Annotated in this window: 12 protein-coding genes; 10 read left to right on the forward strand and 2 right to left on the reverse strand. The window is 67.5% G+C overall.

From position 1 onward, the window contains the following. Positions 1–131 precede the first annotated feature (131 nt). The 4 genes from HMPREF1224_RS16430 (at position 132) to HMPREF1224_RS16445 (ending at position 4,124) form a co-directional block, all read left to right on the forward strand. On the forward strand, positions 132–1,343 hold the full coding sequence (locus tag HMPREF1224_RS16430; protein ID WP_003090913.1) for a pyridoxal phosphate-dependent aminotransferase: 1,212 nt from the start codon (positions 132–134) through the stop codon (positions 1,341–1,343). 51 nt (positions 1,344–1,394) lie between these two features. Next, positions 1,395–1,847, forward strand: a complete 453-nt coding sequence (locus HMPREF1224_RS16435; RefSeq protein WP_003115276.1) for a hypothetical protein — start codon at positions 1,395–1,397, stop codon at positions 1,845–1,847. A gap of 133 nt (positions 1,848–1,980) precedes the next feature. After that, positions 1,981–2,856, forward strand: a complete 876-nt coding sequence (gene htpX, locus HMPREF1224_RS16440) for a protease HtpX (protein ID WP_003090915.1) — start codon at positions 1,981–1,983, stop codon at positions 2,854–2,856. A 140-nt stretch (positions 2,857–2,996) separates the two neighbouring features. Continuing rightward, on the forward strand, positions 2,997–4,124 hold the full coding sequence (locus HMPREF1224_RS16445; protein ID WP_003090916.1) for a M14 family metallopeptidase: 1,128 nt from the start codon (positions 2,997–2,999) through the stop codon (positions 4,122–4,124). Between the two features lie 31 nt (positions 4,125–4,155). On the opposite strand, the gene HMPREF1224_RS16450 is transcribed toward HMPREF1224_RS16445, so the two are convergent. Both HMPREF1224_RS16450 and HMPREF1224_RS16455 read right to left on the reverse strand, forming a co-directional pair. Then, complete coding sequence (locus tag HMPREF1224_RS16450) at positions 4,156–4,812, reverse strand: thiopurine S-methyltransferase (protein WP_010793167.1); 657 nt, start codon at positions 4,810–4,812, stop codon at positions 4,156–4,158. 55 nt (positions 4,813–4,867) lie between these two features. Beyond that, positions 4,868–5,314: a universal stress protein gene (locus tag HMPREF1224_RS16455; protein WP_003106084.1), complete on the reverse strand. Its 447-nt coding sequence runs from the start codon at positions 5,312–5,314 to the stop codon at positions 4,868–4,870. Between the two features lie 129 nt (positions 5,315–5,443). On the opposite strand from HMPREF1224_RS16455, the gene HMPREF1224_RS16460 reads away from it, so the two are divergent. From HMPREF1224_RS16460 to HMPREF1224_RS16485, 6 genes are all read left to right on the forward strand, one after another. Beyond that, positions 5,444–6,403 (forward strand): LysR family transcriptional regulator, encoded by a 960-nt coding sequence (locus tag HMPREF1224_RS16460; RefSeq protein ID WP_003143729.1) that lies wholly within the window; start codon positions 5,444–5,446, stop codon positions 6,401–6,403. A 137-nt stretch (positions 6,404–6,540) separates the two neighbouring features. Continuing rightward, on the forward strand, positions 6,541–8,133 hold the full coding sequence (locus HMPREF1224_RS16465; RefSeq protein ID WP_003106090.1) for an MFS transporter: 1,593 nt from the start codon (positions 6,541–6,543) through the stop codon (positions 8,131–8,133). An 11-nt stretch (positions 8,134–8,144) separates the two neighbouring features. Continuing rightward, complete coding sequence (locus tag HMPREF1224_RS16470; RefSeq protein WP_009876715.1) at positions 8,145–9,209, forward strand: HlyD family secretion protein; 1,065 nt, start codon at positions 8,145–8,147, stop codon at positions 9,207–9,209. After that, on the forward strand, positions 9,206–10,645 hold the full coding sequence (locus tag HMPREF1224_RS16475) for an efflux transporter outer membrane subunit (protein WP_010793168.1): 1,440 nt from the start codon (positions 9,206–9,208) through the stop codon (positions 10,643–10,645). The genes HMPREF1224_RS16470 and HMPREF1224_RS16475 overlap by 4 nt, the downstream gene beginning before the upstream one ends. Positions 10,646–10,681: 36 nt before the next feature. Then, positions 10,682–11,653, forward strand: coding sequence for a LysR family transcriptional regulator (locus tag HMPREF1224_RS16480; protein ID WP_003106096.1), 972 nt, complete (start codon positions 10,682–10,684; stop codon positions 11,651–11,653). A gap of 90 nt (positions 11,654–11,743) precedes the next feature. Next, complete coding sequence (locus HMPREF1224_RS16485) at positions 11,744–12,514, forward strand: DODA-type extradiol aromatic ring-opening family dioxygenase (RefSeq protein ID WP_003106098.1); 771 nt, start codon at positions 11,744–11,746, stop codon at positions 12,512–12,514. Positions 12,515–12,569: the final 55 nt, after the last annotated feature.

Consider the following 12,569-nt stretch of genomic DNA (forward strand, 5'->3'; position numbering starts at 1 on the left):
GGCCGCACGTATCATGCGTGCTCCTTATAGACGCCAGTCTGTCATCCGCGTTACAGCCTGCCAAGCCGCGATCCAGCGGGCTTTTCGCAGCCTGTTCCACGGTGTTCGCTCACTTCGGGACTCGACACATCATGCAGGTCAGCAAATCGAACAAGCTCGCCAACGTCTGCTATGACATTCGCGGGCCGGTGCTCAAGCACGCCAAACGCCTAGAGGAAGAGGGTCACCGCATCCTCAAGCTGAATATCGGCAACCCGGCGCCGTTCGGTTTCGAAGCTCCCGAGGAAATTCTCCAGGACGTCATCCGCAACCTGCCGACCGCCCAGGGCTACAGCGACTCCAAGGGCCTGTTCAGCGCGCGCAAGGCAGTGATGCAGTATTACCAGCAGAAGCAGGTGGAAGGCGTCGGCATCGAGGACATCTACCTCGGCAACGGCGTGTCGGAACTGATCGTGATGTCCATGCAGGCGCTGCTGAACAACGGCGACGAGGTGCTGATCCCCGCTCCCGACTACCCGCTGTGGACCGCCGCCGTCAGCCTCGCCGGCGGCAAGCCGGTGCACTACCTGTGCGACGAGCAGGCCAACTGGTGGCCGGACCTGGAAGACATCAAGGCGAAGATCACGCCGAACACCAGGGCGATGGTGATCATCAACCCGAACAACCCCACCGGCGCGGTGTATTCCAGGGAAGTGCTGGAAGGCATGGTCGAACTGGCCCGCCAGCACAACCTGGTGCTGTTCTCCGACGAGATCTACGACAAGATCCTCTACGACGGCGCCGTCCACGTCTCCACCGCCTCGCTGGCGCCGGACGTGCTCTGCCTGACCTTCAACGGCCTGTCCAAATCCTACCGGGTGGCCGGCTTCCGCTCCGGCTGGGTGGCGATCTCCGGGCCCAAGCAGCGGGCGCAGAGCTATATCGAAGGTCTCGACATCCTCGCCAACATGCGCCTGTGCGCCAACGTCCCGGCGCAGCACGCGATCCAGACCGCCCTGGGCGGCTACCAGAGCATCAACGATCTGGTCCTGCCGCCGGGGCGCCTGCTGGAGCAGCGCAACCGCGCCTGGGAACTGCTCAACGACATCCCCGGCGTCAGCTGCGTGAAGCCGATGGGCGCGCTGTACGCCTTCCCGCGGATCGATCCGAAGGTCTGCCCGATCCACAACGACGAAAAGTTCGTCCTCGACCTGCTGCTCTCGGAAAAACTGCTGATCGTCCAGGGCACCGCCTTCAACTGGCCGTGGCCCGACCACTTCCGGGTGGTCACCCTGCCCCGCGTCGACGACCTGGAGCAGGCGATCCTGCGCATCGGCAGCTTCCTCAAGGGCTACCAGCAGTAACCCCCCCGCTCCCGCGGCGCCGCTGGCGCCGCCCTGCCCGGCGACCCATCCATGGACCTGCAGATCGACGACTTCCACAAGGACGCCGCTGGCGGCCTCCTGCTTCTCTACCAGGCGTTTCCGCGCAAGACCGCGCTCTACGTCGAAGACCTGATCGGCCGCGAGGCGCCGGACGAGTTCGGCCTGCCGAGCAAACGTCACCAAAGTTGTCTGGGCGCGTTGCTCTGGCTCGCCGAGGAAGGCTACCTGCGCTTCGCCAACACCATTCATTACGAGGCTCTCGACCAGGCGGTGCTCAGCGAAAAGGCCTTCCTAAGACTTACCCGTATCGTCCCCCGGGCCGCGGCGGCGCTGGCCGAGGCGCCGGCCAGCGTGCGCCGCGAACAGGCCAGCCTGGCCAACCAGTTGCGCCAGGCGCTGGCGCAGGGCGACGGCGAACGCCTGGCCGGGCTGACCCGACTGCTGTTCGAGGGCAATCTGGGCGCGCAAGGCGACACAGTTTGAAATAGTCCCTCGATTGAATCGCCATGGACCGCCCCTTATATAACCCCGCATGATTATCAGGAGCCCGTTCGCCCGCCCCGGCGGCCTGCGAACCGCGCTCCGTGCCTTCAGCCGTGAGGAGAAGCTTTACACCATGATGCGCATCCTGTTGTTCCTGGCCACCAACCTGGCAGTCCTGGTGATTGCCAGCATCACCCTGAAACTGCTCGGGGTGGACCGCTTCACCGGCCAGAATTACGGCAGCCTGCTGGTCTTCTGCGCCGTGTTCGGTTTCGCCGGTTCGCTGGTCTCGCTGTTCATCTCCAAGTGGATGGCGAAGATGAGCACCGGTACCGAAGTCATCAGCCAGCCGCGCACCCGTCACGAACAGTGGCTGCTGCAAACCGTCGAAGAGCTGTCCCGCGAAGCCGGCATCAAGATGCCGGAGGTCGGCATCTTCCCCGCCTACGAGGCCAACGCCTTCGCCACCGGCTGGAACAAGAACGACGCGCTGGTCGCGGTCAGCCAGGGCCTGCTCGAACGTTTCTCGCCCGATGAGGTGAAAGCCGTCCTCGCCCACGAGATCGGTCACGTCGCCAACGGCGACATGGTCACCCTGGCATTGATCCAGGGCGTGGTGAACACCTTCGTGATGTTCTTCGCGCGGATCTTCGGCAACTTCGTCGACAAGGCCATCCTGAAGAACGAGGACGGCCCGGGCATCGGCTACTTCGTCGCGACCATCTTCGCCGAACTGGTGCTCGGCATCCTCGCCAGCATCATCGTCATGTGGTTCTCGCGCCGCCGCGAGTTCCGCGCCGACGCCGCCGGCGCCCACCTGGCCGGCACCGGCGCGATGATCGCCGCGCTGCAACGCCTGCGTTCGGAACAGGGCGTGCCGGTGCAGATGCCCGACACCCTGAACGCCTTCGGCATCAATGGCGGCCTCAAGCACGGCCTGGCCGGCCTGCTGATGAGCCACCCGCCGCTGGAGGATCGTATCGAAGCGCTGCGCGCCAGCGCACGCTGATCCGCTTTCACACTTGGGACAGGGCGACCATCGGTCGCCCTTTTTTTATGCCCGGGAAAGCCACCTATCCATGGTCGCTTTGACAGCCGCGAGCCAGCCCCGGAACATGCGGGTCCGTGATTTCGCCCGATGAGGTTCCCATGCAGATCCGCGCCGATTTCGACAGCGGCAACATCCAGGTCATCGATGCCAGCGATCCCCGCCGGATCCGCCTGGCGATCCGTCCCGACCTGGCCAGCCAGCATTTCCAGTGGTTCCACTTCAAGGTCGAGGGCATGGCTGCCGCCACCGAGCACCGCTTCACCCTGGTCAACGCCGGCCAGTCGGCCTACAGCCATGCCTGGAGCGGCTACCAGGCAGTCGCCTCGTACGATGGCGAACGCTGGTTCCGCGTACCGTCGCAATACGACGCCGACGGCCTGCATTTCCAGCTGGAACCGGAAGAAAGCGAAGTCCGCTTCGCCTACTTCGAGCCCTACAGCCGCGAACGGCATGCCCGCCTGGTCGAACGTGCGCTCGGCATCGAGGGCGTCGAACGGCTCGCCGTCGGCACCAGCGTGCAAGGCCGCGACATCGAATTGCTGCGGGTCAGGCGCCATCCCGACAGCCACCTGAAGCTGTGGGTCATCGCCCAGCAGCATCCCGGCGAACACATGGCCGAATGGTTCATGGAAGGCCTGATCGAGCGCCTGCAGCGGCCGGACGATACGGAAATGCAGCGCCTGCTGGAAAAGGCCGACCTGTACCTGGTGCCGAACATGAACCCGGACGGCGCGTTCCACGGCAACCTGCGCACCAACGCCGCCGGCCAGGATCTCAACCGGGCCTGGCTGGAGCCGAGCGCCGAGCGCAGCCCGGAAGTCTGGTTCGTCCAGCAGGAGATGAAGCGCCATGGCGTCGACCTGTTCCTCGACATCCACGGCGACGAGGAAATCCCCCACGTATTCGCCGCCGGCTGCGAGGGCAACCCGGGCTATACGCCCCGCCTGGAACGGCTCGAGCAACGCTTCCGCGAGGAACTGATGGCGCGCGGCGAATTCCAGATCCGCCATGGCTACCCACGCAGTGCGCCGGGCCAGGCCAACCTGGCGCTGGCCTGCAACTTCGTCGGGCAGACCTACGACTGCCTGGCGTTCACCATCGAGATGCCGTTCAAGGACCACGACGACAACCCGGAGCCCGGGACCGGCTGGTCCGGCGCCCGCTCCAAGCGGCTCGGCCAGGACGTCCTGAGCACCCTTGCGGTACTGGTCGACGAACTCCGCTGAAAATGGACGGGGCGCCGCGCGGCGCCCCGTTTCAGCCTCTCTCCAGCAGGTAGACGGCCTCGTCCAGCCAGGACACCCCGCGCTCGAGGAATTTCCAGTTGACGCCGAGCACGTCGCCGCGCTCCAGTTCCTCGATCCGCCAACCGCCAGCGTAGTAGCCACGCACCTCCTCGTCGGGCACGGCGAACGGCGGACCGGCCATCTCCGCCTGCGGGTAGTCGATGGTGACCAGCAAGCCGAGGCTGCGCGTCGGCAGGACCGCCTGGAGATGCCCGGCATAGCGCTCGCGCATCTCCGGCGGCAGGGCGATCAGCGCGGCGCGGTCGTAGAACGCCCTGCACTGCGCCAGGTGCTCTGCCTGCAAGGCGAAGAAATCACCCTGCAGCAGGGTGATGCCGGCGACCCGGTAGCGGCGGAAACCATCCAGTTGATCGATCTCGGGGCGCAGGTCGTGCTCCTCGAAGAAGTCGCTCACGGCCTTTTCCGAAAGCTCCACCCCCAGCACGTCCAGTCCCTGGGCGGCCAGCCAGGCCAGGTCCAGGGTCTTGCCGCACAACGGCACCAGGATCTGTTCGCCCGCTTGCAGTCGCAGCCGCGACAGGTGGCGCATCAGGTAGGGATTGATCTCGTCCAGGTGGAAGCCGATCTGGTTGTTCGCCCAGCGGGCGTGCCAAAAATCCGCCTGCATCCTGTCCTCCGCATTCGTGGGAAAAACCGCAAGGTGGCGACAATCGGCCGGCAGGTCAACTCCCCTGCGCATCTCCCTCGCGCACTTCCACCAGCACCGGACACGGCGCCTCGCGGATCACCCGGTCGCCGACCGAAGGATCGAGCAGGCGCTCCAGCCGTCCCAGGTGCCGATGGCCGATGACGATCAGCTCGCAGCCCAGGCGCCGCGCCTCGCCCAGGATCACCTGCACCGGGTCGCCGGCACGCAGCTCGGCCCGTACCTCCAGCTCGCACCCGGCTAGCAGCGCACAAGCCTCGTCGAGCACCTGCCGGGCCTCTTCGCACTCGTGCGCGGCGGGCGGATAGTCGAGCAGCGTCGGCCGGCCCGGCAACGCATAGCCGGCGTCCACCGCGCACAGCAGGTGGACCCGCGCGCCCGGCGCGGCGGCCTGCCGCGCCAGCTCGGCAATGCGACGGGTCTGCGGGCCGCCGTCGATGGCGACCAGGAGCGTATGGAACATCGGCAAATCCTCGGATAGAGCGTGCACCGGCATTCTTCGGCAGCCACCGGTGCGCGTAAAGGCACCGCGAACGCAATCCAGCAATGCAGCGAACGCACGCCTGGGAGAACGAAAGACTGCACCCTGCGCATGCCAGCGTGCTTATACTTCCACTCCATGCATCTTCCCGATCTGAATCTCCTGGTCGCCCTCAACGTTCTTCTCGAAGAGGGCAGCGTGGTCGGAGCCGCGCGCCGCATGCACCTCAGCCCACCGGCGATGAGCCGTACCCTGTCACGGATCCGCGAGGCGGTAGGCGACCCGATCATGGTCCGCGCCGGCCGCAAGCTGGTGCCCACGCCCCGTGCCCTGGAACTGCAGGAGCAGGTCCGGCAACTGGTGGACCAGGCCCGCGACCTGTTCAACACTCGCGAGACCATCCAACTGGACAAGCTGGAGCGCTGCTTCACCCTGCGTTCCAACAACACCCTGGTCGGCGGTCTGTCGATACGCCTGCTGGAGATCTTCGCCGAGGAGGCGCCGCGCTGCACCCTGCGCTTCGTGCAGGAGTCGGACATCGACGACGAGGCACTGCGGCAGAACCGCATCGACCTCTATATCGGCGCCTCGTCCTGGATGGAACCCGAGGTCAAGACCCAGCAGTTGCTCACCACCCGCTTCGTCGGCCTGGCCCGCCAGGGGCACCCGATCTTCGACGGCGAGATCACTCCGCAGCGCTTCGTCGCTTTTCCGCATATCGCCGTCTCGCGTCGTGGCCTCAACCATGGACCGCTGGACCAGGCCCTGGGAGAACTCGGCCTGAAGCGCGACGTCAAGCTGATCAGCCCGACCTTCCACTCGGCGATCTTCGCCCTGCCCGGCTCCGACCTGCTGCTGCCGATCGCCGAGCATTCCCTGTGGCGGGCCAACCGACTGGGCCTGGGCCTGCGCCAGTTCGACATCCCGGTGCCGTTGAAGACCGTGATGGTGGTCCAGGCCTGGCATCCACGCTTCGACAACGATCCCGCGCACCGCTGGTTCCGGCAAACGATCAAGCGGATTTGCGAGGAAGTGCAGAGCGATCCCCATCCGCTGCTTGGCTCCAACTGAAACAGATGCACAAAATGCACTGATTCATTTCGATCATTTCAATTTTCACACTACCGGGACGCTCCTAGACTGCGGCGGAAATCAGAAGAGTTTCCGCCCATGCCTTGTTTCCCCACCCTCGCCGTAGCGAGGTCGCGATGACTTCGCTCGCCACCCCGCTCGGCCAGCCGACGCCAACCGCAGCCCCCGCCGCCCAGCCTTTCGGCGCGCGCATCGTGGTAGGCCTGCTCGGCGTGCTGCTCGCCTCGCTCACCGCCGGTCTCAATGGTCATGTCACCGAGATCGCCATGACCGATGTGCGCGGCGCGCTCGCCATTGGCCATGACGAAGGCACCTGGCTGACCGTGCTCTACGAAGCCACCCAGGTCGCCGCCATGGCATTCGCGCCCTGGTGTTCGGTGACCTTTTCCCTGCGTCGCTTCACGCTCTTCGCCATCGGCGGCTTCGCCCTGCTGGCCCTGCTCTGTCCGTTCGCGCCGAACCTCGAGAGCCTGCTGGTCCTGCGCACCCTGCAAGGGCTGATGGCCGGCTGCCTGCCGCCAATGCTGATGACCGTGGCGCTACGCTTCCTGCCACCCGGGATAAAGCTCTATGGCCTGGGCGCCTATGCCCTCACCGCGACCTTCGGGCCCAACCTGGGCCTGCCACTGGCGGCGTTCTGGTTCGAATACGTCGGCTGGCAGTGGGTGTTCTGGCAGGTCATTCCACTGTGCCTGGTGGCGATGGCCGCGGTGTCCCATGGCATCCCCCAGGACCCGGTGCGCCTGGAACGCTTCCGCCAGTTCGACGGCATCGGCCTGCTCACCGGCTTCCCGGCGATCTGCGCCCTGGTGATCGGTCTGCTGCAAGGCGAACGCCTGGACTGGTTCGAGTCGCCGCTGATCTGCCTGCTGCTGGGCAGCGGCAGCCTCCTGCTGGGGCTGTTCCTGGTCAACGAATGGAGCCACCCGCTGCCGTTCTTCCGCCTGCAGTTGCTGAAGCGCCGCAACCTGACCTTCGCCCTGATCACCCTGGCCGGCGTGCTGGTTGTGCTCGGCGCGAGCATGGGCGTGCCGACCGAATTCCTCGCCGAGATCCGCGGCTACCGCCCCCTGCAGAGCGTACCCATGGTGTTGCTGGTGGCCCTTCCGCAGCTCGTCGCGCTGCCGCTGGTGGCGGCCCTCTGCAACATCCCGCGGGTCGACTGCCGCTGGGTGCTGGCCTGCGGCCTGTGCCTGTGCGCCGGTGCCTGTCTGAGCTTCAGCCAACTGACGGCGGACTGGGTGCGCGAGGACTTCTACCTGCCGATGCTGTTACTGGTGGTCGGCCAGCCGATGGCGGTGATTCCGCTGCTGATGCTCTCCACCAGCGTCATCGCGCCCATCGAGGGACCCTTCGCCTCGGCCTGGTTCAACACCGTCCGCGGCTTCTCCGGGGTAGTCGCCACCGCGGTGATCGGCGCCCTCGGCACCGCCCGCGAGCACTACCACTCCAACCGCCTGGTGGATCACCTGGGCAATGCGCCCCAGGCCGTCGAACTGCGCCTGCAACAGATCGCCGGCCTGCAACCGGGCGCCGACTCCGGCGCGCACTGGCAGCACCTGGCCGAACAGGCCCGCCAACAGGCCCAGGTGCTGGGCAACGCCGACGTGCTGCTGGCGATGGCCGGCCTGGCCTGCGCCCTGCTGATCCTGATTCCGATCCTGCCGCAACGGGCCTACCCGCCCCGCCCGGTCGCTCCCACACACTGAAAGGTCGCTGTATGTCGTTCATCACTTCGCGCAAGGGCAGCCTGCTGCTCGCCGCCCTGCTGGTCCTGACCCTACTGGTCTACCTGCTGTTCCACCTGCTCGCCCCACGGGTCGTGCAGAGCACCGACGACGCCTATGTGCACGCCGATTTCACCCTGGTCGCGCCGAAAGTCGCCGGCTTCGTCCAGGACGTTCTGGTCGAGGACAACCAGCCGGTCAAGGCCGGCCAGTTGCTCGCCCGCCTCGACGACCGCGACTTCCGCACCGCCCTGGCCGCCGCCGAAGCCGACGTGCTCGGTGCCGAGGCCAACCTGGCCAATGCCGAGGCCAACCTGCAACGCCAGCAGGCGCTGATCGAACAGGCGCGGGCCAAGGTCCGCGCCGAGCAGGCCGAGCTGGTCTTCGCCCGTCACGAGCAAAGCCGCTACCAGACCCTCGCCAGCAAGGGCGCCGGCAGCCTGCAGAACGCCCAGCAGGCGCAATCGCGGATCGATACCGCCAGCGCCCGGCTGGCCGAGGGCCAGGCCGCGGTGGATGCCACGCGCAAGCAGGTGAGCGTCCTCGAAGCCCGCGTCGGCCAGGCCCGTGGCGACCTGCAACGCATGCAGGCGCGACGCGACCAGGCCCGCCTGGACCTCTCCTACTGCGAACTCCGCGCCCCCTTCGACGGCCAGGTCGGTCGCCGCCAACTGCGCGTCGGCGCCTATGTCACGCCGGGCAGCGCGCTGCTGGCAGTGGTGCCCCTGCAGCAGGCCTACGTGGTCGGCAATTTCCAGGAAACCCAACTGACCCACGTCTCTCCCGGACAGGCCGTGGAAATCCGCGTCGACACCTTCCCCGGCAAGGTTCTGCGCGGCCATGTCGACAGCATCGCACCGGCCACCGGCCTGAGCTTTGCGCCGATCGCCCCGGACAACGCCACCGGCAACTTCACCAAGGTGGTCCAGCGGATCCCGGTGAAGATCGTTCTCGAGCCGCGCCAGGCCATGGCGGGCAAGTTGCGTGTGGGCATGTCGGTGGAAGCACGGATCGACACCGCGACCGGCACCCGCTCCGCCGAGGTCGCCCAGCAATGAAAGGCACTCCGCTCCTGCTTATTGCCAGCCTTGCGCTCGGCGCCTGCAGCCTCGGCCCCAACTTCACCCGCCCGGACCGCCCTGCGCCCGGCGAATGGTCGCTCCAGGCCGCTGCCGGCAACCCCAGCCACCTCACCGCCGCGCCGCTCGCAGCCCAATGGTGGACGCTGTTCGACGACGCGCAATTGAACGCCCTGCTGCAACGGGTCCAGCGTGCCAACCTCGACCTGCGCAGCGCCGCGGCGCGCCTGCAGCAGAGCCGCGCGATCCGTCGCAGCCTCGGCGGTGACGCCCTGCCCTCGGTGGACGCCAGCGGCACCTACCAGCGCCAGCGGACCACCAGCGCCGGCCTGTTCGATCCCTCCGGCAAGGCCGGCAAAGGCAACTACAACCACGCCCTGGCCGGCTTCGACGCCTCCTGGGAGCTGGACTTCTGGGGCCGCGTGCGACGCGAGCTGGAAGCCGCCGACGCGACGGTGGAAGCCAGCGAGAACGAACTGCGCGACGAGCAGGTCTCGGTGCTGGCGGAAGCCGCGCGCGACTATATCCAGTTGCGCGGCGAACAGAACCGTGCGGCGATCATCCGCGACAACCTCGAGACCGCACGGCGCAGCCTGGAACTCACCCGCACGCGCCTGGCCAACGGCGTCGCTACCGACCTCGAGGTAGCCCAGGCGCTGGCCCAGGTGGCCAGCATGGAGGCACGCCTGCCCGAGGTGGAAAAGAACCAGGCGCACCTGGTCAACGCCCTCGGCTACCTGGTCGGCGCCAGCCCCGGCAGCCTGCTCGCCGAACTCGGCCCGGCGCGGGAGATTCCGCGTCCGCCGGGCAGCGTGCCGGTCGGCCTGCCGTCCGAACTGGCCCAGCGCCGCCCCGACATCCGCCGTGCCGAAGCGCGCCTGCACGCCGCTACCGCCAGCATCGGCGTGGCCAAGGCGGACTTCTATCCGCGCATCACGCTCAACGGCAACTTCGGTTTCGAATCCCTGCAACTGTCCAGCCTGGGCGACTGGGACCATCGCCAGTTCGCCATCGGCCCGGCGTTCAGCCTGCCGATCTTCGAAGGCGGACGCCTGCGCGGACGCCTGGAGCTACGTGAGGCACAGCAGCAGGAAGCCGCCATCGACTACCAGCGCACCGTGCTGCGTGCCTGGCAGGAAGTCGACGACGCGATGCACGACTACGCCGCCAACCAGCGCCGCCAGGAGCGCCTCGGCGAAGCCGTGGCGCAGAACCGCCGCGCCCTGCAGAGCGCCCGCGAGCAATACCGCGCCGGCGCGGTGGACTTCCTCAGCGTGCTCGACAGCCAGCGGCAACTGCTGGACAACCAGGAACAGCAGGTCGCCAGCGACGAAGCGGTGTCGCTGACCCTGGTCAACCTCTACAAGGCGCTGGGCGGCGGCTGGAGCCCAACGTCCGACCCGGCGTCGGGCTGAGACGGCGCCGGGCGCGGACCGGCGAAGGAGTTGGAAATGGACCTGCTGCAAGGTATCCGGACCTTCGTCCGCGTGGTGGAGCACGGCAGCTTCACCCAGGCCGCCCAGGCGCTGGGGACCTCTCCGGCGACCGTTTCGCGCCAGGTCGCCGGGCTCGAACAGGCGCTCTCGGCGCGCCTGCTGCAACGCAATACGCGCAGCGTCGTGGTGACGGAAAGCGGTCTGCGCTACTACGAGCATTGCAAGCAGATCCTACGCACGGTCGCCGCCGCCGCGGCGGACGTCGAAGACAGCCAGTCCCACGCCAGCGGTCGCCTGCGCCTCCACGCGGTGACCGAACTGGGCCTCGAGCACCTGATGCCGCTACTGGTGGACTACCTGGACGGCCATCCGGACGTCTCCGTCGACCTCACGCTGGCCCAGGGCACCCCGGCCCTGCTCGAGGAAGGCCTGGACGTGCTGATCACCCTCGGCCGAACCTTGCCGGACTCGACCCTGGTCGCCCGCGATCTCGGCCAGGTGTTCAGCGTGGTCTGTGCCGCGCCGGAATACCTGGCACGGCATGGCGTGCCACGCACGCCGGAGGACCTGCTGCGGCATCGCTGCCTGAACGTGGCCGCGCCGTCCTGCCCGCAGGGCTGGGCCTTCGTCGGCGAACGCGGCGAAACGCTGCTCGATCTCGACGAGGCGCTCAAGGTCAACCTTCCCGAGGCCGCCTGCGCCGCCGCCGCGGCCGGGCTCGGCGTCTGCCTGCTGCCCGGCTTCGTCGCCGCCCGCGCGCTACAGGAAGGCAGCCTGTTGCGGCTACTGCCGGGCCATCGACTGCATGTCCGCGAGGTGTTCGTGCTGTACTCCTCGCGGCGCTACCTGGATGCCAAGATCCGCACCTGGGTGGACTTCCTCAGGGAACGCCTGCCCCTGGCGTTCGAGCGTGACCGGGCGATCCTCGACGATCGGCGCTACTGGGCGGAAAGCCCAACCGGCGTAGCGCGCGAGACCGCGACCTAACGCCTGGGTCGATAGGTATCCTCAAAAACATATACTGGTTTTCGATTGATCGAGGGAGGAACATGGCTCATCCGAGTCACGAGGTGAATCATGCTACCGACTCTCTATATTTCCCACGGCTCACCGATGCTCGCCCTCGAACCGGGCGCCAGCGGCGTACAACTGCGCCGCCTGGCTACAGAGCTGCCGCGGCCGAAGGCGATCCTGGTGGTTTCCGCGCACTGGGAAAGCGACGACCTGCGGGTAACCGGCGCCGCAGTGCCGGATATCTGGCACGACTTCTACGGCTTTCCGCCGCCCCTCTACGCCGTGCGCTACCCGGCCAAAGGCGAGCCGGCGCTGGCACAGCGGACGATCGAACTGCTCCAGGCCGCCGGCCTGCCGGCCCAGGCCGACCCACAGCGACCATTCGACCACGGCACCTGGGTGCCGCTGAGCCTGATGTACCCGCAGGCGGACATCCCGGTGCTCCAGCTGTCCCTGCCGAGCCGCCTCGGTCCGGCCCTGCAGAGCCGCGTCGGCCAGGCCCTGCGCCAACTGCGCGGGGAAGGCGTGCTGCTGATCGGTTCCGGCAGCATCACCCACAACCTGGGCGAACTGGACTGGCGCGCCGGGCCGGAAGCCATCGCGCCCTGGGCGCGGGAGTTCCGTGACTGGATGGTGGAAAAGCTCCAGGCCGACGACGAGGCCGCGCTTCACGACTACCGCCGGCAGGCGCCCTGGGCGGCGCGCAACCACCCCAGCGACGAGCACCTGCTGCCACTGTTCTTCGCCCGCGGCGCGGGCGGCGGCGGGATGCGCGTCGAGCACAGCGGCTTTACCCTGGGCTCGTTGGGGATGGATATCTATCGCTTCGATTGACAGGGTTTCTCGGGGGACTGGCGGAGAGCATCGGCTTCCCGCCGCAAGCTGGGTG

Source organism: Pseudomonas sp. P179 (assembly GCF_000478485.2).
In the GTDB taxonomy this organism is placed as follows: Bacteria; Pseudomonadota; Gammaproteobacteria; order Pseudomonadales; family Pseudomonadaceae; genus Pseudomonas; species Pseudomonas aeruginosa.